The organism is Bacillus cereus group sp. MG4 (assembly GCF_040460055.1).
In the GTDB taxonomy this organism is placed as follows: domain Bacteria; phylum Bacillota; class Bacilli; order Bacillales; family Bacillaceae_G; genus Bacillus_A; species Bacillus_A wiedmannii.
In genome coordinates, this window is sequence record NZ_JARVGZ010000001.1 from 5344512 (window position 1) to 5369076 (window position 24565).

Here is a 24565-nt window from a genome sequence, read left to right on the forward strand (position 1 = left end):
TCTTTATACGTATTTCTTTCATACTTAAAGCTTTAAAGGGAGGGATTTCGTGACACATTTGCTTGAAACGAAAAATCTTAGCGTATCTTTTGGTGAACATCATGTTATTAAGGATGTGAATTTAACAGTACAAAAAGGAAAGCTTATTTCCATTATTGGACCAAACGGTGCAGGAAAGACAACGTTATTTAATTTACTTAGTGGACAAATTTCTCCAACAAAGGGTGAAGTATATTTTAAGGGACAAGAGATTACAAAATTATCAATTTCAGATCGAACTCGATTAGGGATTGGTCGTTCTTTTCAACTTACAAATATATTCCCAGAGTTAACGGTACTTGAAAATGTTCGTTTAAGTGTTCAATCATTCGTGCAAGATTACTATAGTTTTTTTCCAAGTTCAGCAAAATTTAAGCAACAAGTTGGAGAGGCGAGACGTTTCTTAAAAACAGTATTACTTCAGGAGAAAGAACATGTATTAGCGAAAGATTTAGCGCATGGAGAAAAACGAAAGTTAGAGCTTGCAATGTTATTAGCTTTAAAAACGGATGTGTTACTACTTGATGAGCCGACGGCAGGTATATCAGTTGAGGAGGTACCGGCTATTTTACAAGTAATTGAAAATATTAAAAAACATCCAGAGAGTACGATTGTACTTATTGAACACAAAATGGATATGGTACTAGGTTTGTCAGACCATCTTATCGTTTTATTCCATGGAGAGCTATTGGCTGAAGGTTTGCCCGAAGAGATTATGAAAGATGAGCGTGTACAAAGTGCTTATTTAGGGGGATTATATAGTGGCACTATTACAAGTAAATAATATAGAGACGTATTTAGATCAGTTTCATATTTTACAAGGGGTATCTCTTGCTGTTGAGAAAGGAACGATTACTGTACTGTTTGGAAGAAATGGGGCAGGGAAGACTACGACATTACGTTCGGTTATGGGATTTCACCATATCGCACATGGTGAAATTTATTATGATAGTACACAAGTAAATGGATTATCTACACACTTAATTTCAAGGAAAGGAATAGGGTATGTACCAGAAAATCAAGGTATTTTTCACGACCTGACGGTAGAAGAAACATTCGCTCTGGCTAGGGGGAAGGGAGAAGAAGCGAAAGAGAAAATCGAGTGGATGCTTGAACTATTTCCAGATTTAAAGCAGTTTTGGCATAAAAAAAGCGGACTCTTAAGCGGAGGACAAAAGCAAATGCTAGCAATTTCAAGAGCATTTATTAATAGTGATGGTTTATTACTTATTGATGAGCCGAGTAAAGGCTTGTCCCCTATTATGATAGAAAAATTAATGATAGCCATTTTGAAAATGAAGGAGAAAACAACAGTTTTACTCGTTGAACAAAACTTTATGATGGCTAGTCAAATTGGGAATTATTTTTATATTATGGATAACGGAAGAATTGTTCATAACGGTTTTATGCATGAATTAAAAGAGGATAAGGAAATGTGTCACAAATATTTAGGAATCTCTTAACATGAATCCGGGGTGAGAAGGATGGATGTGTTAATCAATTTATTTGTAAATGGGATTTCAACAGGGATGCTCATTTTTTTATTAGCATCAGGTCTTTCGCTTATTTTCGGTTTAATGAGCGTTCTAAACTTCGCACATGGTGGTTTATTTGCCTGGGGAGCGTTTACAGGTGTTTGGATATTTAATATGACAGGTAGTTATGTATTAGCGTTAATTGGAGCAATTGCTATGGGAATGTTTCTTGGATTTATTTTAGAAAGATTTCTCATTAGACCGGTATATGGAAATCATGTTCGCCAGCTTCTTGTGACGCTTGGAGGAATGCTTGTACTGAGTGAATGTATTAAAGTATTTTGGGGACCAAATCCAATCGGTGCAAAATTACCGTTATGGTTACAAGGAAGTTTTACATTTGATGGCGTTATATTAATTAAATATCGTCTATTCGTTATATTAATTGGGATCATCATTTACATTGCCTTACTATTATTGCTCAAAAAAACAAAGATAGGTCTTATGATACGCGCAGGTGTAATGGATAAAGAGATGGTTCAAGCGCTCGGTATTAACGTAAAAGCGATATTTTCTTTCGTCTTTTTATTAGGAGCAGGGATGGCAGCGTTGGGAGGCTTCTTATTAGCACCGTATTCAGGCGTGATTTTCGCCGAGATGGGTATGCAGTATGCGATTTTAGCTTTCATAGTAGTAATTATTGGAGGGTTAGGAAGCGTACAAGGTTCAGCAATCGCATCTTTAATTGTCGGATTAGCGGGTGCTTTTACAGCGTATTTTATACCGGATTTATCACTTGCAATCAATATGTTAATGTTACTATTTTTCTTAATAGTGAAGCCAAATGGACTTGTTAGTGAGAAGGGGTGAAATGGTGAACAGCACATCAAATCGAATTAAAGTATACTTCGGAGTATGTATGCTCATTTGTTTAAGTGTATTTCCATTCGTAAATGATTCACGGAGCTTGTTAATTTTGTTCACTCAAATCTTCATCTTTGCTATTTTTGCAATGAGTTTTGATATATTGCTTGGGTATACAGGAATTGTATCGTTCGGCCATTGTATGTTCTTTGGTATAGGAGCGTATGGGGTAGCACTTTTATTTGATCGGCAAGGAGTATCCATAACGAATTTTTTAATAGGGATAGTAGCTGCAATTATCATTTCAGCAATTGTTAGTTATATAATCGGTTTGCTTTCGTTACGGCTGAAAAGTCATTTTTATGCAATGTTAACACTTGCTATTTCACAGTTGTTTTTCGTACTTGCTGAAAAGTGGCGCGGGCTTACTCACGGAGGGGATGGTTTTACATTTGGTGTACCAGACTTATTCCGTGATCGTTTTAACTTTTATTATGTAACACTTATATGTTTAATTGTCATTTTTATTCTGTTACGTCTTTTCACAAAATCTTCTATTGGAAAAGTATTAAAGGCAATTTCACAAAATGAGCAACGTGTTGAAGCCTTAGGATATAAAGTTCTTCATTATAAAATTATTGCTAGTATTGTTGCAGGAGTAGTTGCTACAATTAGCGGTGGTTTATTTGTTATCACACTACGCTTTGTTAATACAGCTGTATTTTCAATTGAAATGACATTAAATGCATTATTGATGACAATGATTGGAGGCGTTGGAACGTTAATTGGAGCAATTGCTGGAGCTGGAATTATTGAATCACTGAAATATTATTTATCAGAACTAGCCACAGCGTATCCGATTTTTGAAAGATGGACAATTATTCTTGGTTTATTGTACATTATCGTCTTGCTAGTTTTTCCGAAAGGATTAGTTGGCACGATTAAGAGACTGAAGAATGTGAAACAGAGTAAGAAGGAGAAAAGTGCAGAAGTGGAGCAAAATGTGTGAAAAATCAATTGTATAGAATATGAAAATCCCTCTTTTAAATTCGTAAAGGAGGGATTTTTATTGGTGTATGTAATTAGTTTATAGCTATTATATTAATCAAATAGTTCATCAGGGATTTGTTTTAAAGAGTTTTGATTTGTAAAAAAATGAACAGCTAATTTATCAATTGGAACATTTTCAATTGATACCAATGTATCATTTCTAATCGGCAAAAGGGCTATTCCTTTTCCATCATGAATAAACTCTTCCATAAGCGAATAAGAATCTAATTGTTGAAGTTGACGCTGAGATAAATTATTTTCTTTCAAAAATTGTATTGTCTTATTTCTAAAAGGGCACCTTTTGTCATTACTAACGAAGAAGAGTTCCTTTGAATAGTCAATGGTAGGCGTTTCTTTCGCTTTTAATAAGCCTACAGAAATTGAAGCAGTAAATACTTTTTTAAAAGCTGCGTCGGGATCCTCTTCATAAGTGATAACCATATCAACTTTTTGTTGATGCAGTAATTTTTGCAAATGACTGCTATTTTCTACGTATATTTGATAATCCCTTAAATTTTCTTTAATACGCTTACTTACATAATTAGTCAAAATAGATTGTGACGTCGCGATTATATAAGAAGAACCATTCGTTTTAATTTTATCTTTTGCTTCTTCTACTAGAGTTAATATTTGATTCGTGTAGTCTAATAAAATATCACCAGAAGGTAATAAGGAAACGCCTTTGTTATCTCTATGTAGTAAAGGAGCTTCTAATTCTTGTTCTAATTTTTTGATTCGCTCAGTTACGTTTGGCTGAACATATCCTAACTCTTTAGCAGCTTTACTAATAGAGCCTTCGCTAGCTACAGTTTTGAATATAATAAGATCATTTATTTCCATTTATCACAGCTCCTTATACGGTATCATTATAAATGATATCAAACATAATTTATACCTATTTTACGTTAGTCAATCATCGGTTTATCATTGTGTATATAAGATAGAAAGTGAGTGATAAACATGATTGGAATGCAATATAAGGTCATTTTGCCAAAGGATTATGACATGGAGATTATTAAAAAAAGGGTAAAGAATAATGGGCATAAAACGGATGGTTTTCAAGCATTGAATTTCAAAGCATATTTAATTACTGAGGCAGGTAAAGAAGGGAATTTCTATAATTGTTATGCACCTTTATATATTTGGAATGGCCATGAAGGAATGAACAAATTTATCTTTGAAGGATATTACGATAATATTTTACAATCTTTTGGGTGGCAACAAATAAATATAGGTGCTCCATTAGTTGTTAATCTAAAGGATGATTTTAAGAAATGTAAGTATGTTGTTGAATATGTGGGAAGTATCTCTCAAAAGAATTCATTGATTGGGACTCAATTTAATATTTTTAATAAGAATGTCCAGAATACAGAAAATTGTAAAGGGAATGTAATAGTGTATAACCCAGATAAGTGGGGATATAGTCAGTTTGAATTTTATGAAGTAAAGCCTGAAATTGAAGAGATGGAGGATATTACAATATATGAGGTTTTACACATTTCACAGTAGATGAGGAATTGAAATATAAATAAATTATTTATAAAAAATCCATTTTGAGTCAAGTAATAATGTTCAAAATGGACTTTTCTTAATTATCTTATGTATATTCAAAACAAATTACTGCTTTTCTTAATTCTTTATTAAAGAATAAGTAAATACGATCGGCACCATAAGCTTGAAAATAATATCCTGTAACAAATCCAACATATGTAAATGGATGTCCATATTCATCTTTTGGTACATTAGGAAGAGCAAAGTAGTGCCAAAAAAGAAAATACGAAGAATGAAGATACAAGAGAATATAATGTTGAAAAAACTACTGAAATTAGAAATCAAAAATTAACAGTCCATAAAGTACAAATAGCACAAGTGGCAGAATATGATAAGCTGGAAAAAGGGAATGAGTTTGTTATTGTTCATGTTACAGTAGAGAATATTGGTAATCAAAAAGTTAGAATTAACCCATTAGATTTTTACCTTGAAAGAGGCGATGGAAGTATTGTGGACCATACATTTTCAACTAGTAATAAAAATATTTTTAAAATTAAAGATGTAGATCCAAACGGTAAGTTAACAGGAGCTATAACATTTGAAGCGAAAAAAGGTGATTCTAATCTTGAATTAATTTATAGACCTGATGTTATGTCTAAAGAGGAAGTAAAAGTAGAGCTTAAATGATTTATCCCGTAAAAGTCCGATTGGTGTAAACAAGGGCCTTTTATGTAAACTTATACAGGTTTTACATGAAGAAGGTATGCTCAAATGAATTTACGGTACGATAAAAGAAAATAATAGATTAGATGGTGTGAATTTCAAATATACTGTTTTGAAAACAAAAAATAAATGCATGATAAGGATTGGCGTTGGAGCTTAATCCTTTTTTTATGGAGATGTAGAGAATGGCAAGTAGACCTAATACTACACGATTGATGTCTTTAGTTAAGTACAAGTAAGTTGAGTTATATAAAAAATGTAATTATTTCTTGCATTACTATCACTTGAGTGGTAAAGTGATAGTAAGATTCACGATAGGAAGTGATCAAACATGCGTGATAATACGATAGGATCGTTAATATGGTTACGTTTAATACGATTTACGAACCAAAGTAATCAGATGTCAAATGAGTTTTTAAAACGTTTTGATTTAACGACAGCTCAATTTGATGTGCTTTTACAAATACGTACGTATCAACCACTCACACAAATGGAGTTAGCTGAAAAGGTAACTGTTACACAAGGCGGTATTTCTCGAATGTTAACTCGTCTTGAAAAAGAAGGATATATAGTACGAAAACAAGATTGGAAAACGAAAACAATTAGTCTTACAGAGCAAGGAGAAGCAACTTTAGAGAGAGCATTGCCAGAGCAACTTGCATTTCAATCATCGTTTTTTGATGATGTATTAAATGAAGAAGAGCAGAAAATATTATACGAGCTAATGACGAAAGTTCATAAGCATAGTGAAAAAAAAGAATTGCCGCGAGAGTAATTTTTTTTTACTATCAATTGACTGATCAAGTGAAAAGTAATTGAAGAAAATGAATACGACTGAATTAAAGGAGAGAGCAACTATGGAAAAATACCGTATGGATACAAGTAAAGGAATAGAGTTTGGATTATATTCAATTGGGGATCATGTTTTAAATCCACATAACGGAGAGAAAATTAGTGCAGAACAAAGAATTCATGAATTAATTGAAACAGCAAAGTTAGCGGATGAATCTGGACTTGATGTATTTGCTGTCGGTGAAAGTCATCAAACGCATTTTACAACGCAAGCTCATACAGTTATTTTAGGAGCTATTGCACAAGCTACGAAAAATATAAAAATTGCAAGTTCAGCAACGATAGTAAGTACATCTGATCCGGTACGAGTATATGAGGACTTTGCTACAATTGACTTGATTTCTAATGGACGTGCAGAAATCGTGGCTGGTCGTGGTTCTCGTATTGGGGGATATAGTTTACTCGGTTATGACGTGAATGATTATGAAGAATTATTTGAAGAGAAGATGGATCTTTTATTAAAAATTAATAAAGAGGAACATGTAACATGGAACGGACAGTTCAGAGCGCCGCTTACACATGCATCGGTTATTCCGAGAGCGAAAAATAATAACTTACCAATTTGGCGTGCAGTTGGTGGCCCGCCAGCTAGTGCGATTAAAGCAGGACGTGCGGGTGTGCCAATGATGATAACAACACTAGGTGGTCCAGCTATTAACTTTAAAGGATCAGTAGATGCTTACCGTGAGGCTGCGGCGCAAAGTGGATTTAATCCAGCAAATTTACCAGTTGCAACAACGAGTTTATTTTATACAGCAAAAAATTCACAAGATGCGTTTAGTGAATACTATCCTCATATTAATGCTGGTATGCTTACACTGCGTGGTGGTGGGTATCCAAAGCAACAATTTACAAATGCAGTAGATTACCGTGACGCATTAATGGTTGGTAGCCCGCAACAAATTATTGAAAAAATGCTTTACCAATATGAATTATTTGGGTAACAACGTTTTATGGCACAAATTGATTTTGGTGGCGTACCACTTAATAAAATTGAGAAAAACATCGAATTAATTGCTACTGAAATTTTACCGGCTGTTAGAAAACATACAGCAAAATAATTTAAAAAATACCGAGAGTCTAATCGATTCTCGGTATTTTTTTATGTATTAATTTTGTTTGAAAAAATGACAAAAAAATGAATTTTTAGTCTAGAAAGAGGGCAGGTATTTTCTATTTTTGAATAACATTATTTTGTGTTTGAATTTTAGAAATATATTTTTCTCTTGACAAAAAACTAACTGATTTCCCCGTTGGTTTAGAGGACATTTTTTCGCATGAAAGTCAAGTGTGTGAAGAGAAAAATGATTATTTTATTGATATGAAAGTAAGTCTTATATTAAAAAAAACATTTTAGTAATGAGAAAAATCTAATTCAAAAAAATGACAAAAGACATATTTCAGACAAAATGATGTCAATAATACGTCAAAAATCAGCTGAATTTACTATGCAGGTATATTATACAATTCGATTAACGGATAAAACACTACTGAAATAGTGAAAAGGTAAATTTTATGAGAAAGTTTTTTTGTAATTATCTTGAAAACTGAAAATTTATATTTTTTAAAAGTACATAAACAAATTTATCTTTCTATATTTCTAAGAATTGAGTTGTTTTATTCATACAACTCAATTGAAATTACGATATAAAAAATTATGAAGGAAGTGATTGTAGTATGGAAACGCTCGAATTGGCACGAATACAATTCGCATCAACAACGATTTTCCATTACTTTTTTGTTCCGCTGTCTATTGGTTTAGCTTTTATCATTGCATTAATGCAAACGTTATACGTGGTAAAGGGACAAGAAATTTATAAGAAGATGACGAAGTTTTGGACACAAATATTCCTAGTTAACTTTGCGGTAGGTGTAGTAACTGGTATTTTACAAGAATTCCAGTTTGGCATGAACTGGTCAACCTATTCACGTTTCGTAGGTGATGTGTTTGGTCCATCACTTGCAATTGAAGGCTTATTAGCATTTTTCATAGAGTCTACATTCCTAGGTTTATGGGTATTCGGTGAGGACAAATTACCGAAGCGAATTCACTTGTTATGTATTTGGCTCCTTTCAATTGGAACAATGTTATCAGCATTTTGGATTTTAACTGCAAGTGCATTTATGCAATCGCCAGTAGGATATGAAATGGCAGCAGATGGACGTGCACAGATGAATGATTTCTTAGCGATTATTCAAAACCCACAATTATGGGTACAATTCCCGCATACAATTACAGCTGCGATTGCAACTGGTGCATTCTTTATTGCAGGTGTGAGTGCATGGAAAATAACGAAAGCTCAAGAAACTGAAGTGTTTAAAAAATCGTTCCGCATTTCTGTCGTTGTTGGAACACTTACAACGGCGTTAGTATTATTCTTCGGTCATGCGCAAGCACAACAATTAATTAAGACACATCCAATGAAAATGGCAGCAGCTGAAGCGTTATGGAATACGAGTGAGGATCCAGCGCCATTTACAGTATTTGCGAAAATTGATGCAGAGAAGCAAGAAAATTCGTTTGAAATTCAAATCCCTTATATGCTAAGTCTATTATCATTTGATAAATTTAGTGGTCAAGTAGAAGGAATGAATCAAATTCAAAAACAATATGAAGAAAAATATGGGCCTGGAGATTATATACCGCCAGTACACACTATGTTCTGGAGTTTTAGAGCGATGGTAATGAGTGGAACATTTATGCTTCTTCTAGGAGCATACGGATGGTTCTTATCAAGAAAAGATCGTTTAGTTGAAAAAACTTGGTATTTAAAATTAATGGTGTATGCAATTGCACTACCGTTTATCGGTAATACAGTAGGATGGATTATGACTGAAATGGGACGTCAGCCTTGGGTAGTTTTCGGTGTTATGAAAACGGAAGATGCTGTATCTCCAAATGTTACGTTCGGAGAAGTATTATTCTCTTTAGTTTCATTCACATCACTATATTTAATTATAGGAGGAATTACTGTTTACTTATTCGTTCGTGTCATTAAAGGACATGAAAATAAGAAAACGAAACAGGATTCTCAAAGCCATGATCCATTTGATAAGGAGGAAGAGTATGTTATCTCTTAATGAGTTGTGGTTTATCATTATTGCAATTTTATTCGTAGGCTTCTTTGTACTTGAAGGTTTCGATTTCGGTGTAGGTATAGTTTCAAGGTTTTTAGGGGAAAACGATTTAGAGAAAAGAATATATTTAAATACAATTGGTCCATTTTGGCACGCGAATGAAGTATGGCTTGTTTGTGCTGGTGGAGCTATGTTCGCGGCATTCCCACACTGGTATGCAACTTTATTTAGCGGGTTTTACATTCCGTTTGTATTTATGCTTCTTGCTTTAATTATAAGAGGGGTTTCCTTTAAATTCCGTGCGAAAATAGACAATCATAAATGGAAAGGTTTTTGGGATTGGGGTATGTTTTTAGGAAGTTTACTACCGCCTGTTCTTTGGGGAGTTGCAATTGCTAACTTTATGGTAGGTATTCCAATTGATGAAACTAAAAATGCTGTAGGTGGATTCTTACCGTTACTTCATCCATTTGCATTACTTGGAGGAGCTATGTTCCTTCTGTTATGTATTGTTCACGGGTTGCAATTCCTTACTATTCGTACAACTGGTAAGTTAAGAGAACGTGCACGTATTGCTGCAATGAAAATTGCGCCATTCTCAATTATAGCACTCCTTATTTTTGCCGGATTAGGATTATGGAAAACAGATATTTTCACTGCCCATGGTACAGAGTGGATTATGGTTCCGATTGGAGCTTTTGTAGCATTATGTACGTCAACATTATTAAATAAAAGAAGAAGAGATGGTTGGGCTTTCTTTATGACGAGTTTAACAATCATTTTACTAAGTGCGAGTGTGTTTATCGGCATGTTCCCACGTGTCTTAATTAGCTCGTTAGGGTCAATATACGATCTAACAATTTATAATGCAGCATCGGGAGATTATGCACTAAAACTGATGACGTATTTTTCAATTGCTATATTGCCATTTGTTTTGGGAAGTCAAATATGGAGTTTCTATGTGTTTAGACAACCTGTTAAGTCAGATAAAGATTTGGAGTACTAATGAAAAGAAAAAGAGGACTTCCATCGTATCCTGGTAGCCGAGTTTTATATGTAGTGTTAACAATCATTAGCATTTTAGAAGCTATAAGTATTATTGGGCAAACAGTGTTTTTAGCACGGGCTATTACGTTTTTATTTCAAGGAGAAACAGTGCAATCTGTGTTAAATGAAACGGTTTATTTTGGAATCACGTTTGCAGTACGTCATATGCTAGTTCGAATTTCGCAAATATTAGTGGAACGTTTCGCTGAAAAAACAGGATCGCTACTGCGAAAACAATTAATAGAGGCGTATTTCACATTAGGTCCACGATATGTTCAAACTGCTGGAACAGGTCATCTGGTTACCTTATCGATTGAAGGTATTGAGAAATTTAAAACATATATTGAATTAACAATTCCTAAAATGATTAGAAGTAGTATCGTACCGGGACTAATTGTACTATATGTTTTCACGCTAGATATTGAGTCTGGAATCATTTTAGTTGTAACGATTCCTATCGTAATTATATTTATGATCCTACTAGGATTAGCAGCGCAAAAGATGGCGGATAGTCAGTATGAGTCGTATCGTGTACTTTCTAATCATTTTGTAGATACGTTAAAAGGATTAGAAACATTAAAGTATTTAGGTAAAAGTAAACAGCACGAAGGAAAGATTGAAAAAGTAAGTAAAAGATATAGAAAAGCAACGATGCGTACTTTGCGAGTTGCTTTTCTTTCTTCTTTTGCATTAGATTTCTTTACGAGCTTATCAATCGCATTTGTGGCAGTCGGATTAGGGATACGTTTAATAGATGGGACAATTGTACTATTGCCAGCCCTTACGATTTTAATTTTAGCTCCAGAATATTTTCTGCCGATTAAACAAGTTGGAGCGAATTATCATGCTACGTTAGATGGACAACTTGCAATGGAGCAAATAGAAGAGATTTTACAGCAACAAAAAGAAATAGGAACGAAAGAATCTAATGTAGGTTTAATATGGAATGCCTCTAGTAACTTGAAATTACAAGATGTAAAAGTAAAGAATAATGAATCTGAAAAAGCTATATTAGAGGGAATTGATTTTACTTGGAAAGGCACCGGCGCTATAGGTGTAATTGGTGAAAGTGGGGCAGGGAAATCGACGTTAATTGACGTATTAGCAGGATTTTTAACTCCTTCGGGTGGAAAGCTGATAATAAATGGTGTGAAAATTGACGGGTCTACTCGAGAAGATTGGCAAAAGAATATTGCTTATATTCCGCAGCAACCTTATATTTTCCCGCTTTCATTAAAAGATAACATTTGTTTCTATGAAACAAATACAACTGATGCAGAAGTGGAAAGAGTTATTAATGAAGTTGGTCTTCGTTCACTCGTTACATCGCTTCCGAACGGGATGTATGAAAGAATTGGAGAAGGTGGACGTATGTTTAGTGGCGGGCAAGAACAACGTGTCGCTATGGCGCGTGCACTTTTAAGCAAAAAGCCAATTATTTTATTAGACGAGCCTACAGCACATCTTGATATTGAAACTGAATTTGAAATAAAGCAAGCGATGTTACGTCTGTTTGAAGGTAAGCTAGTATTTCTTGCAACACATCGTCTTCACTGGATGAAACAGATGGATCATATTCTTATTTTAAATAAAGGGGAAATGATAGAAAGCGGCACGTATGAAGAACTTTTAAAGAATGAGGCATTACATTTTCAAAGGAAAGAGAGGGGATAGAGATGAGTAACTGGATTAAACCTTATATACAGCAAAATAAAGGTAGAATGACTTTAACTATTTTCCTTGGTCTTCTTGGAGTTAGTTCAGGTGCGATGTTACTTTTCATTTCAGGTTATTTAATCTCTAAATCTGCTCTTAGACCAGAAAATGTAATGGCTGTATATGTTCCTATCGTTGCAACACGTGCGTTTAGTATAGGACAAGCGGTATTTCATTATTTAGAGCGTTTAGTTGGACACGATGTCGTACTACGCATATTAGAAAAGATGAGAACGAAACTATATAGAATAGTAGAACCGCAGGCGTTATTTTTCCGCTCACGATTTCAAACGGGCGATATGTTAGGTATATTATCCGAAGATATAGAGCATTTGCAAAACCTATATTTACGTACAATATTTCCTAGTCTATTAGCATTAGTTGTATATAGCATATTCGTACTTGTTATCGGTGCATTTGACGTAGTATTTGCACTTATTGCAGCATGTATGTTGGCTATTATCGTTTTTCTTCTTCCGTTTGTATCATTACTTTTAATGAAGCAGCATCATGTTACTTTAAAGCAAGGAAGAAGCCGTTTGTATCAACAACTAACAGACGCTGTTTTTGGGTTATCTGATTGGCAAGCAAGTGGTAGAAAAGATGAATTCATTGATAAGTATGTAGAGCAAAATGCTCAGTTGTTAAAAACGGAAAAAAGAATGAAGCGCTGGAATCATATTCGGGACAGTATTATTCAATTAGTAGTGGGGATTGTAGTTATTTCAATGATCATATGGACTGGAAATGAAGCGGCAAGTGAACAGATTGCACCTACCGTTATTGCGGCTTTCGTCTTAATGACGTTATCAGTCACAAACGCGCTTATTCCTCTTTCAGATGCTATCGATCGAATTCCATCATATGTAGAATCTGCTCATCGTCTAAATAAAGTAGAAGCTCATGATGTTTTACAGGATGAAAAGGAATTACATGAGGATAAAGATTATGTTGCATCAAAACATATAGACATTGAATTAAATAATGTATCGTATAGTTACCCAGATAGTAATGAATTTGTATTGAAAGAAGTATCACTGCAAATAAAGGCAGGAAAGAAAATCGCCATTTTAGGAAGAAGTGGAACAGGAAAATCTACTTTGTTAAAATTGTTAGCAGGTGCGTTAAGCCCGTTGCGTGGTGAAGTTTTATTGCATAGTGAACATGCTCATATGAATCTTTTATCAAAATATATTTCTGTATTGAATCAAAAACCGCATTTATTCGATACGACAATTGGAAATAATGTGCGAATCGGTAAACCAGAGGCTACGGATGAAGAGATATGGACAGCTTTAGAGAAAGCACAATTAGCTTCGCATATAGCTTCTCTTCCAGATGGATTGCAAACAAAAATGCATGAAATGGGGAAAAGGTTTTCTGGTGGAGAAAGACAACGGGTTGCTTTTGCTAGAACGCTAATGCAAGAGGCTCCAATTATTGTACTTGATGAACCTACGATCGGCTTAGATCCAAAGACAGAACTATCTTTAATAGAAACAATGTTTTCTGCAACAGAAGAAAAGACTGTTATTTGGATTACACACCACCTTGTAGGAATTGAACATGTAGATGAAGTTATATTCCTTGATCGTGGTCAAATTGTGATGCAAGGCAGTCATGAACAACTTCTGAAAGAAAACGAGAAGTATCGAAAGCTTTATGAGTTAGATAAAGGAATATAGTTTGAATAAGTAATAATTGTAAAAATAGCTACGCCAAATGGTGGAGCTATTTTTGTTTTGAAATGAATATTCTATTCTTTTTTAATGTTGGATTGCAGATGTATATGATCATTATGAATGAAAAATGAATTTCATATTATACATATAATGGAGGGGGATATACATGAAGGAGCAGTATAAAATTATTGTTTTAAGTGATGAAGTATCAGGAGCAAGGATTCAAAATGCATTAGACAAAAATAAATGTAAAACAATAGTTCATGTTGTAGACGTTTCAACTATTGTTCGTATAGAAAATTCTTTTCAATATATAGTCATTTGGAGAGTGGACGCAGAAAAACTTACAAATGAATTGATAAACAAGGGCGTGCAAAGTAAAAAAATTATTAATTTAACAAAATACATGTATGAATGGAGGAATAAATTAATTTCTATATATCAAATAAATCCGGATCTTATGTTTTTATACATGTCTATGAAAAAAGTAAAGAGTGATCCCACATATGAATTGTTTGCTACCGGTTTGTCTTATCCGCATTGTGGCATAAGTGCGGAGCTCCTCTCAAAAAAGTCAATAAAATTAACACTTCCATCGCAAGATCTATACTATGATTATTTAATAGCGTCACAACTTCTATCAAACGATCATTCATTTCAATATTGTTTGATAGGAATAGCCTATTTCTCTTTTTACTTTGACATGTCGTTATCATCTGAAGCATATAGAATTCACAAAGTATATTATCCATTGTTTCAAGACGGTCATCATACTGTAGTTCATTCTCCTCTACCCACTGATGGATTCTCACATCTAGATAGTCCGAAACCACTTTTTTCTATTTTTAATTTGCATTTTGAATATATTTTATTAGACGAACTAAAAGATGAATCATTGATACTACCTTGGATAAATACTGAATGGAATACCACTCCCCTTCATATTCCTTTTGAAGAACATGGGAAAATGAGAGCAGCTTCACATGCTAAATTGTCGTATCCTCATACTTTAGTTGAAAATAAAACGATTTTTAAAACATATTTAGAATTACTGTTAAAAAATGATATAAAGCCACTAATTGTTGTCTTCCCTGTTACTTCACATTATTTCAATTGTAGTAGTAAGAAATTAAAAGAAGATTTTTATAAAGTTATAAATGATTTTCAAGCACAATATTCTTTTCAAATCATAGATCTATTTGATTCACCATTATTTTATGATGAAGATTTTTATGATAGTGATCATATGAATAAAAAAGGTGCAAATAAAATGTCCGCGTTATTAAATATGTTTATTCAGGAACGAAAAGTATGATATTTCGATTCATATTTGCATAAAAGTATATAGGCTCCATACAGTTAAAGTAATGTGATTTTTGCATCGCGTATACAAATAATATGCGAAGAGGTGAGAGAGTAAAATGAGAACTCGTATTGAAAGAACTGTAGAGGTGGTAGATCAACTTCCGTTGGTAAGTGTGTTAATTCCTACGTATAATCGACCTCGCTACTTTGAAAAGGCATTATGTAGTGTGTTAGAACAAACGTATCCTAATATAGAAATTATAGTTGGAGATGATAGTACGAATGACGAAACAGAAAAGGTGTTACAAAAATACTTATGTAATCATTCAAATATTATTTATATAAAAAACAGGTCAACTCTCGGACAATTTGAAAATGCGCTAATGTTATTTAATGAAACGAACGGTGAGTATGTAAACTTTTTAATGGATGATGATATATTTCACGTGAATAAAATTGAAAAAATGATGAAGTATTTTTTGAATGATCTAGATAATGAAATTAAGCTTGTAACATCTCATCGCCAAGTAATTGATGATAAAGGGAAAGAACTACGACATATTTATTCAACTGTCCGTTTATTTGAAGAGGATACGATTATAGAGGGAACAGAATTAGCAAATAGGGTAATTGTGGATCAAAAAAATTATATTGGAGAACCGACAACAGTTTTATTTCGTAAAAATGATTTACAAGAACCGTATGGGATTTTTGATAAGAGGCGGTATCTATGTAACGTAGATATAGCTTCATGGTTATCTTTATTAAGTAAAGGAAAAGCAGTATATATAGCAGAGACACTTAGTTACTTTCGATTACATCCAGATCAACAGTTAAATGAATCTAATAAAATGATGGATGGGTTAGAAGATTTTTCACATAGTATTATAGCAGGAAAAAAATATGGTTTCTTATCCAACGAAAAAGAGTTAGACAAAGCGATAACTAATTTTCTTGATTATGCAAGAAGGATAGTTCCATCATCGATATTGTATACATTAGACTATTATCAAAAAATTAGGAGAAAGAAAATAAAAATAGAAAAGAAAAAACGTAACTACTCAGCTTCCTCAGACAAAAAAGCATGCTAAATACATGTTTCCAATTCGAAAACATGAAAAAAAATATGCCCATAAGAGAAAGAATCTAGATCGAATCGAGAATTTCTCTTATGAAATCGTGCAATTCCAAGGAACCGTTCCGGTTTCTATAACCTGACCTATCGCTTGTAAGACAGATTGTTTTTGTTTTTTCATGGTGCTTATAAAGCTTCGTATCTGACAAAAAGATTCTGCGCCTTTCTTACTTCGAAACGTTCCAGACACTTTCTGTTTGACTTTCGTCATTCGAATATCCCGTTCTGCTTGATTGTTATCAAATGGAATGTCTGGATGTTCTAAAAATGCTAGAATTCTGTCAGCATATTTGACGAAGCGATTCCATAAATTTTGAGCAGGCGTCTGTTTTCCTTTCTTTTTTGGTTCTGAAGAAAATACTTGTTTTTCTTTTAATATAGCTTGATAGGCAGTCGACAGATTCTCTTGCTCTGCTTTTGGCAGGAGTCCTTTGTATTGTTTTTTTAGCGTTAAGGCTTGCGTTAAAAACTCCTGCATCTGTTGTGCCCATTTTTCTCCGGTACTATCTATAATTCCTTGTAAATCTCGTAAGAGGTGGGCATTACATAATACGTGACGACAATCTGTATACGCATCATATGATTTCCAACCATCATGCATCGCGATTCCAGAAAAAGACGGCAAGATTTCTCCAGCATCCATTGCTTCTTTTCCGCGTTTTTGATGAATATGTTGCAATGTCACCTCCGGTGTACTGGCAGTATGTAACCATTGTGTTTTATTTTCTACACGCATACCGGTTTCATCAAAATGGACAACAGAAGACTGAAGGATCTGGTCTTTTACTTCTTGGAGAAAAGGCTGCAATTGAGCCGAAAAACTGTTTGTATGATTGACTAACGTTCCTTCACTGATAGAATGTCCAAAACAATCTTGAAAGAATTCTTTTGTTCTTTTTAAAGAAAGACACTGATAATGCGTTAAATAGGGGATTAGTCTTTTTATATTTGGACCATATTGAACAGGACGAGAGACAGTAGAAGGAAACTGGGATTCTTGAATAGAATGGCAATGTGGGCATTCTTTTTGTTCCACTTTATGTTCCGTCACTTCTATCTGGATAGGTGGTAAATCATACACTTGGCGAATGCGGTATCCTTTTACAGGCTCATGGTCTAAAGAAGTATAGCAACAAGTACAATAGGTAGGAGAATATGTAATTGTATGGTCTGGAGTCGCTGTCAAACCAAGAGTATGTCCTTTGTGGCCCAACTGGCCACCGGTTTGACGCTGGGATGATTTTCGCAAACTTTTTGTAATAGGCTTACGAAAACCATCTGTAGAGGGTGGTTTATGACTATTTGTAGAGTTTTTTTTTGAACGATTTTCTAATTCTTCTATACGCTCTTTTAAATTCTGTATTTGACTTTCTAATTGATGAACAAAATCGCAAATAGCTTGAGGTCCCTTTTGATAGACAGCTAGAATTTCTTGTTTTTTCAACATAAATACCACCTCCTTGTATGATATATCTAGTATTCACACAAAAAGTACATATCAGACTAGTAAATGAAAAAAGCCTCCGTGAGGAAGCTGAGTAGTTACGAAAAAACAACATATAAATAATAATTCTCCTTTACCAAAAGTAAGTATACTTATTCCCGCGTACAATAGACCTTATTACTTGGAATTAGCGCTCAATAGCGCACTGAATCAAACATATGAAAATATTGAAATTATTATTTCTGACGACAGTACAAATAATGAAGTTAATGCTATGATTCAACCGTATTTACGTGAATATGAGTGTATTACATATGCTAAAAATGAAACTCCGTTAGTTGCTGAAAACTTTAATAAGTGTATAGAACTTGCGAACGGGGATTATATAAACTTTTTATTAGATGATGACTTATTTCATCATGAAAAGATCGAGAGAATGATGAAATACTTTTTGGCGTTAGAAAATATTTCATTTGTGACGTCATATCGTGAACTGATTGATGAGAATGGAGAGATATTACCACCCTCAACATTGAATATGAAAATTGCGAAAGAAACTACACTTTTTGAAGGAAAAGAATTAGGGAATTACATATTAAAAAATTTAAAAAATATAGTTGGTGAACCGACAACTGTTCTGTTTAATCGAGATTTGTTTGAAGGGAAGTTTGGGTATTTTAAAGGAAAGGCTTATTCTTCTATTAATGACATTGCAACTTGGCTAGATATGATGAGGAAAGGAAAAGTAGTTTATATACAAGAACCTCTTAGTTATTTTAGACAACATAGTGGACAAAATCAAAAACAAATACATTTTATTTTAATGACAATTGAAGAGTGGATTGAATTAATTATAGATGCATATAATAGTGGATTTTTAAGTTCTGAGAGTGATTATAAAGAGAGTTTATCTTATTGTTTAGAAAATGCGGGATTTATAGTTAAGGATGCGGTAAGAAATGGGGAACTAGATCAAATTTATAATGAAAAGATAAAAAAAGGGTTAAACAAGCTAGTCGCTCATATGTTTGAGAAAGAATGTTGTTATTGTCAATATTGCAATCAGCAATTTGAAAAATTTTCACCTTGGCCAGCACATTATGATTTTCCGAAATATAAATTTGAGATGTGGAATAAAGATACAGGGATATGCCCAGTTTGTAGTTCAATGGATCGTGAAAGGTTGTATCGTGCGTACATTGAAATGGAAACGGACTTGTTAAGTAGAGAATACACTATGCTTCATATTGCACCTGAAGAGAAGTTAAGAGATTGGTTTAACGAGTATAAAAATATTACGTATGTATGTGGGGATATAGAACCAAAGGATCCATTAATGAAGGAAATTGACGTTACAAGCATTACATATGATAGTAATACTTTTGATGTAATTTTATGTAGCCATGTATTAGAACACGTTCTTGACGATGACAAAGCAATGCGAGAGTTATATAGAGTATTAAAGCCAAATGGATGGGGAATTATTCAAGTACCAATCGTAATGAATGTAGATTCTATTATAGAAAATAAATTAATTGTAACACCACAATTGAGAAAATTAGCTTTTGGTCAAGAAGATCATGTGAGAATTTATAATCAATCGGGATTCATTCAACGATTAATGAATGCAGGATTTAAGGTGGAATTATATAACATAGCTGAAAGAAAAGGAATGAAAAGTGCTAGGAAATTTGGATTATCTGAAACAGATACGCTTTATATTGTCCGAAAATGATAGGAAGGAATAGATAGATATGGAGAATATTCCTTTTTTGCGTGCTTCAACTGTACCTGTAATTGAGTATTTGGACGAATTGAAGGAAATTGATACATCTCACATATATACGAATTATGGACCTATAAATCAACGTTTTGAAGAAACAATTATGTCGGAATTTTTTCAGAACAGGGGCGCTGTTACAACAGTGGCAAACGCAACGTTAGGGTTAATGGCTGCTATTCAACTTAAGAAAAGAAGAAAAGGAAAATATGCCCTCATGCCTAGTTTTACATTCCCTGCGACTCCATTAGCGGCTATTTGGTGTGGATTGGAACCTTATTTTATTGATATTTCAATAGATGATTGGTATATGGATAAAACAGTACTTTGGGATAAGATTGAAGAATTAAAAGAAGAGGTTGCGATTGTTGTCCCGTACGCAACTTTTGGATCATGGATGGACTTAGAAAAATATGAAGAATTAGAGAAAAAGGGTATTCCGGTTGTCGTAGATGCGGCACCGGGATTTGGGTTAATGAATGGAAGTATGCATTACGGTCAGGATTTTAGTGGTATGATCGTATATAGCTTTCATGCAACAAAGCCGTTCGGAATTGGTGAAGGAGGGCTCATATATAGTAAAAAGGAAGAAGATATACAACGTATTAAAAGAATGGGTAATTTCGGATTTGATAAAAATTGTGAATGTACGATGATGGGGTTTAATTGTAAAATGTCTGAATATGCGGCAGCTGTTGGGATTGCGACTATGAAAAAATGGAATCAAAAATTAAAAGAACGCACCCGTATTTCTGAATGGTATAAACAATTGTTACAAAGTAATGGATTAATGAAAAAAGGATGGAAACTCCAAAAGACAGAAGCAGTTATTCAACAATTTATGCCTATTCTTTGTCCGGAAGAAGTTCACAACATACAAGTAATAGAAGAACTGAAAAAACAGAAAATAGAAGCTAGATTATACTTTTCACCATCATGCCACCAACAAGTTTTTTTTAGAAATTATAAGTCTACAGATTTAATAGAAACGAATAAAATAGCCAAACGAATAGTAAGTTTACCTTTATGGGAAGGAATGACGAAAGAAATAGTAGAACAAATTGTAATCTGTTTAGGACAGAAGGTGGTGTCGGCAGATGAATAGTTTTTATAGTCAAGAAGAGCTAAAGAAAATTGGATTTTTATCTGTTGGGAAAAATGTATTGATTAGTAAAAAAGCAAGTATATATAATCCAGGTGTTATATCAGTCGGTAATAATGTAAGAATTGATGATTTTTGTATTTTAAGTGGTAAAATCACAATTGGAAGTTATTCGCATATATCAGCGTATACAGCGTTATATGGAGGGGAAGTTGGGATTGAAATGTATGACTTTGCAAATATCTCAGCTAAAACAATCGTATATGCAGTACTAGATGATTTCAGTGGAAATACATTAATGGGGCCAACTGTCCCGAATCAATATAGGAATGTGAAAACAGGAAAAGTTATTTTAAAAAAACATGCGATTATTGGTGCGGATTCTATTATTTTTCCAAATGTAACTGTAGGAGAAGGCACAGCAGTTGGTGCGATGAGTATGGTAAAAGAGAGTTTAGATGATTGGTATATTTATGCTGGAGTTCCCGTAAGAAAAATAAAACCTCGTCAAAAAAAGATGCTAGAGTCAGAAAATGATTTTTTAAAAAGCATTAATTCTTAACAAAAAAGAATTAATGTTTTTTATTTTTATGATACAGCAAAGTTGTATCTTAACTTATTATGTTTTAAATTTAGCTGACAAAGGCAATACTGAGCCATAGTGAATGTAAAGTTGGAGGGCGAGCGTATATGTTTGATGAGGATGGGATTGTTTTAATTATGGAACCAGCTGATGAAAGTAACTTGAGGAGGTTTATTTTTTCGGTGCCAAAGTCAGTGTATGAAAAGAAGGGGCTTACATTACACTATGGAACAGCTATAGGACAAGGATATATGGATATAATTGAAGATATTATTAGCGTACATATAGAAATAGATGTTGTAACGATAATAGGGCATGTAAGAGGGTAAATAGCTATTTGAAAAAGGTTATAAGTAATTTAGCTAGAAGTTATGCATAGAGAAAATTGCAGACAATTATAAAGGCGAAGGGAGTCTAAAATGAAAATCAAATCAATTTTATTAGTGTTTATAGTTTCAATTGGTTTAATGGGATGTTCACTAGTAGAGGAAGGAAAGAACTCCATAGATTATGCTCAAAAAGCGACAGACTATGTAAATGAAATAAGTGCATTTGCAAATGATGCACCAGCATTAGCTGAAAAGGCTGTTAATGATAGCGAAGCTCGAAAAGAGTTAGAAACGAAGCTTAGTGAAATTAAACAAGATATACCCGCTTTCAATGAATTAACACCACCTGATGTAGCAAAGGATCTTCATCAGCAAATCGTCGGATATAACGAAAAGTTAAATACATTAATTGATACGGCAATGACGAAGATAGAAGAAGGAAAAGTGGATGTAGAGCAATTTAAAAACTCTGAGCTTATGCAGACGATTGATCAAGTTCGTGATTTGAAAGAGAAGGTTCAAAATTTAGGACAATAATAAAAAGCTCCGTTTTGTGATGAACGGAGCTTTTTTATGTTTTCTAATGGAAAAGTTTATAATATTTTCTTCCTATAATATAAGTGTTTTTTTATATCTTCCATTGTTCTAAAATATGTATTGTTTTATTAGTTGCATCCATGTTCACTTGAGCACCTATCGGCATAGTGATCATCGGATGGGTATGACAACAATCAAAGTCAGCTAATAAAGGAATTCTTTGATTTTGCAGTACTTCTAATAATATTTCATAAGGTTTGCGATTTGTACCACAATCATCAAACTGCTCATGTTTTCCAAGAATAATGCCTGAAACTTTATCAAATACGCCGTTAACTTTAAGTAATGAAAAGCTTCTTTCAATAGTAGCTGCATCTTTTGAACTATCCTCAATAAATAAAATATCCCCATTTTGAATACATGGCATATAAGGACTACCCCAAATTCCTTCTATTGTATTTAAGTTCCCTCCAATAATACGTCCAGTAGCTTGTCCATTTGTTACAGAAATCCAATTGTTTGGTCTAAGTTCTTTTTCTATCGTCTTCTCTTCCCAATTCATAAATTCATCTGACCAAAATAAAGGTTGTTTTATGTTGTAAGGAAGCATCTGATCATGTAGTAATGTTTCTAAAAAATATTTGTATGTATAATCTACAAACGGCTCAAATTCTCCAAAGGAGGGGACGAGTGCCGGACCGTAAAATGTAGGGATTCCTGTTTTGGCATAAATCCCTAGCAATAAAGCTGTTGCATCTGAATAGCCAATCATTATTTTAGGGTTATTTTGAAAAGCATCATAATCAATATAAGGTAATAAGGAATTGGAATTCATACCGCCAATTGTTGACATAATACAAGGTACATTAGGGTTTCTTATTAAAGCATTCAGTTCCTCAGCACGCTCTTGTATACTGCCAGAACGATAATAATCATATCGACCTGTTAGTGAACCTTCTAATATGTGAAATCCTTTCTGTTGTAAGTAAGATTTCGCTCGTTCAAATCTTTTTGGAGAAGTGTAGGTTGCTGGTGAAGAGGGCGAATAAATGCCGATTGTGTCTCCGTATTTTAATGATTTTGGAAGTAGCATCGTAAGAATCCTTTCTATTAAGTAGTTAAATTACGACAATGTAACATTGAATATTCTTATATTTCGGTATTTTAATTGTAACATAAATGTATTAGATGAATAAATATGCTTTTTACCTTGACGATATAAAGTAATTATTGTTATGGTTAAACGTGAGTGTATAAAAGGTTTGCTAAAGGAGTTTTGAAATGAAGCGGTTAAAATGGGGAAGGCTGACGATCCTAGTATTCATTATTTTAGGGATATGTTGGTTCTTATTCCAAGGAACTCAAAAGAGTGCAACAAATATAGAGGGACAACCTTTACAGGTGGCAGAACTATCTAAAACAGGATTAGCTGAAAAAGTAGTGCCACCAAAGTACATACCACCGGAAATTGATGCAAAAGCAGCTATGATTATTGATGCGAGTAATGGAGATGTTATTTATCAACATAATGAAAAAGAAGCTTTTGCGCCAGCAAGCATGTCTAAGATGATGACAGCGTATCTTCTATTAGAAAATGTACATAATGGAAAAGTTCGCTGGGAAGATCCGGTGAAAATGAGTGCGAAAGCGGCACAAACAGAGGGTGCGAGAATCCCAGTCCAAGTGAATGACACATTGACTGTTAAAGATTTGTACCATGCATTAATGATTGAATCGGCAAATAATTCGGCTGTGGCTTTAGCAGAACATATGGCTAAGACGGAGAAAGATTTCGTTCAGCTTATGAATGCAAAAGCGAAGGAGTTAAAAATGTCGAATTATGCTAAATTCGCAAATGCATCAGGACTACAAGAACCTGATGGAAGTGAGACGAAGATGACGGCTGCTGATGTAGCAAACTTGGCGTATCATCTAATAAAAGACTATCCAGAAATATTAGAAGTGACTCACTTACGTCAAAGTCAGTTAGCATTTAATAATATTAATGTTGTAAGTACAAATGATATGTTAAACAAAAATAATAAAGCTATATATATAGAAGGAATAGACGGATTAAAAACAGGATTTACAGATAGCGCGGGGTATTGTTTTACGGGTACAGCAAAACAAGGTGATACTCGTATTATTACTGTTGTAATGGGAACGAAAGGTAAAACGAATCGTTTTGCAGAGACGAACAAGCTAATGTCTTATGCATTTGGCTTAGTTAATTAAGTGAAATACTGAGTTGGATCATCATATAAGCAAGGCAATTTGTTGTTACTTATTATCGGTAACAATAAATTGCCTTTTTATTGTTAGTATTAGGAAGT

General features: G+C 33.6%; 19 protein-coding genes and 5 pseudogenes. 20 read left to right on the plus strand and 4 right to left on the minus strand.

All coding sequences use genetic code 11. From position 1 onward, the window contains the following. The first annotated feature begins 49 nt into the window (after window positions 1-49). The 4 genes from QCI41_RS28155 to QCI41_RS28170 are packed head-to-tail and all read left to right on the plus strand — an operon-like array spanning window position 50 to window position 3387. Window positions 50-823: an ABC transporter ATP-binding protein gene (locus QCI41_RS28155; protein ID WP_060490020.1), complete on the plus strand. Its 774-nt coding sequence runs from the start codon at window positions 50-52 to the stop codon at window positions 821-823. Then, window positions 801-1502, plus strand: coding sequence for a branched-chain amino acid ABC transporter ATP-binding protein (locus tag QCI41_RS28160; protein WP_353836086.1), 702 nt, complete (start codon window positions 801-803; stop codon window positions 1500-1502). Before QCI41_RS28155 ends, QCI41_RS28160 begins: the two co-directional genes overlap by 23 nt. A gap of 21 nt (window positions 1503-1523) precedes the next feature. Further along, window positions 1524-2384 (plus strand): branched-chain amino acid ABC transporter permease, encoded by an 861-nt coding sequence (locus QCI41_RS28165; RefSeq protein ID WP_060490022.1) that lies wholly within the window; start codon window positions 1524-1526, stop codon window positions 2382-2384. A 49-nt stretch (window positions 2385-2433) separates the two neighbouring features. Next, entirely contained in the window at window positions 2434-3387 is a 954-nt protein-coding gene (locus QCI41_RS28170) for a branched-chain amino acid ABC transporter permease (RefSeq protein ID WP_060490103.1), read from the plus strand. 92 nt (window positions 3388-3479) lie between these two features. Here QCI41_RS28170 and QCI41_RS28175 read toward each other — a convergent pair whose 3' ends face one another. Next, a complete protein-coding gene (locus QCI41_RS28175; protein ID WP_353836085.1) occupies window positions 3480-4268 on the minus strand; it encodes a LysR family transcriptional regulator in 789 nt (262 codons plus the stop codon). Window positions 4269-4388: 120 nt separating this feature from the next. Between QCI41_RS28175 and QCI41_RS28180 the strand changes: the two genes are divergently transcribed. Beyond that, complete coding sequence (locus QCI41_RS28180; RefSeq protein WP_353836084.1) at window positions 4389-4937, plus strand: DUF4865 family protein; 549 nt, start codon at window positions 4389-4391, stop codon at window positions 4935-4937. 88 nt (window positions 4938-5025) lie between these two features. Here QCI41_RS28180 and QCI41_RS28185 read toward each other — a convergent pair. Further along, window positions 5026-5169: pseudogene (locus QCI41_RS28185) on the minus strand (siderophore biosynthesis protein); the annotation flags it as partial. Between the two features lie 5 nt (window positions 5170-5174). Between QCI41_RS28185 and QCI41_RS28190 the strand changes: the two are divergent. The 9 genes and pseudogenes from QCI41_RS28190 to QCI41_RS28230 form a co-directional block, all read left to right on the plus strand. Continuing rightward, window positions 5175-5606, plus strand: a pseudogene (locus QCI41_RS28190) (DUF4352 domain-containing protein); the annotation flags it as partial. A gap of 367 nt (window positions 5607-5973) precedes the next feature. Continuing rightward, window positions 5974-6417 carry a MarR family winged helix-turn-helix transcriptional regulator gene (locus QCI41_RS28195; protein WP_353836083.1) on the plus strand — a complete coding sequence of 148 codons (444 nt, stop codon included), beginning with the start codon at window positions 5974-5976 and terminating at the stop codon, window positions 6415-6417. A gap of 82 nt (window positions 6418-6499) precedes the next feature. Further along, window positions 6500-7555 (plus strand): annotated as a pseudogene (locus QCI41_RS28200) (LLM class flavin-dependent oxidoreductase). Window positions 7556-8171: 616 nt separating this feature from the next. Next, window positions 8172-9575, plus strand: coding sequence for a cytochrome ubiquinol oxidase subunit I (gene cydA, locus QCI41_RS28205; RefSeq protein ID WP_060490028.1), 1404 nt, complete (start codon window positions 8172-8174; stop codon window positions 9573-9575). Further along, entirely contained in the window at window positions 9562-10578 is a 1017-nt protein-coding gene (gene cydB, locus QCI41_RS28210; protein WP_353836082.1) for a cytochrome d ubiquinol oxidase subunit II, read from the plus strand. Before cydA ends, cydB begins: the two co-directional genes overlap by 14 nt. Next, window positions 10578-12293, plus strand: coding sequence for a thiol reductant ABC exporter subunit CydD (gene cydD, locus QCI41_RS28215; protein ID WP_353836081.1), 1716 nt, complete (start codon window positions 10578-10580; stop codon window positions 12291-12293). Before cydB ends, cydD begins: the two co-directional genes overlap by 1 nt. A gap of 2 nt (window positions 12294-12295) precedes the next feature. Then, entirely contained in the window at window positions 12296-14020 is a 1725-nt protein-coding gene (gene cydC / locus QCI41_RS28220) for a thiol reductant ABC exporter subunit CydC (protein ID WP_353836080.1), read from the plus strand. Window positions 14021-14183: 163 nt separating this feature from the next. After that, on the plus strand, window positions 14184-15332 hold the full coding sequence (locus QCI41_RS28225) for a hypothetical protein (RefSeq protein ID WP_353836079.1): 1149 nt from the start codon (window positions 14184-14186) through the stop codon (window positions 15330-15332). Between the two features lie 106 nt (window positions 15333-15438). Continuing rightward, window positions 15439-16395: pseudogene (locus QCI41_RS28230) on the plus strand (glycosyltransferase family 2 protein); the annotation flags it as partial. A gap of 96 nt (window positions 16396-16491) precedes the next feature. On the opposite strand, the gene tnpC reads toward QCI41_RS28230, so the two are convergent. Further along, window positions 16492-17904: an IS66 family transposase gene (gene tnpC / locus QCI41_RS28235; RefSeq protein ID WP_353836078.1), complete on the minus strand. Its 1413-nt coding sequence runs from the start codon at window positions 17902-17904 to the stop codon at window positions 16492-16494. A gap of 100 nt (window positions 17905-18004) precedes the next feature. Here tnpC and QCI41_RS28240 point away from each other — a divergent pair. The 5 genes and pseudogenes from QCI41_RS28240 to QCI41_RS28260 form a co-directional block, all read left to right on the plus strand. After that, a pseudogene (locus QCI41_RS28240) lies at window positions 18005-19636 on the plus strand (glycosyltransferase); the annotation flags it as partial. Between the two features lie 19 nt (window positions 19637-19655). Further along, entirely contained in the window at window positions 19656-20786 is a 1131-nt protein-coding gene (locus QCI41_RS28245) for a DegT/DnrJ/EryC1/StrS aminotransferase family protein (RefSeq protein WP_353836077.1), read from the plus strand. Then, entirely contained in the window at window positions 20779-21345 is a 567-nt protein-coding gene (locus QCI41_RS28250; RefSeq protein ID WP_060490035.1) for an acyltransferase, read from the plus strand. The genes QCI41_RS28245 and QCI41_RS28250 overlap by 8 nt, the downstream gene beginning before the upstream one ends. 128 nt (window positions 21346-21473) lie before the next feature. Then, window positions 21474-21695 carry a hypothetical protein gene (locus QCI41_RS28255; protein WP_060490036.1) on the plus strand — a complete coding sequence of 74 codons (222 nt, stop codon included), beginning with the start codon at window positions 21474-21476 and terminating at the stop codon, window positions 21693-21695. 90 nt (window positions 21696-21785) lie between these two features. Continuing rightward, on the plus strand, window positions 21786-22232 hold the full coding sequence (locus QCI41_RS28260; protein ID WP_097916079.1) for a DUF6376 family protein: 447 nt from the start codon (window positions 21786-21788) through the stop codon (window positions 22230-22232). A 91-nt stretch (window positions 22233-22323) separates the two neighbouring features. Here the strand turns inward: QCI41_RS28260 and QCI41_RS28265 are convergent, their stop codons facing one another. Continuing rightward, window positions 22324-23325: a S66 family peptidase gene (locus tag QCI41_RS28265; protein WP_353836076.1), complete on the minus strand. Its 1002-nt coding sequence runs from the start codon at window positions 23323-23325 to the stop codon at window positions 22324-22326. Window positions 23326-23513: 188 nt separating this feature from the next. On the opposite strand from QCI41_RS28265, the gene QCI41_RS28270 reads away from it, so the two are divergent. Then, window positions 23514-24467: a D-alanyl-D-alanine carboxypeptidase family protein gene (locus QCI41_RS28270; protein ID WP_353836075.1), complete on the plus strand. Its 954-nt coding sequence runs from the start codon at window positions 23514-23516 to the stop codon at window positions 24465-24467. Window positions 24468-24565 lie beyond the last annotated feature (98 nt).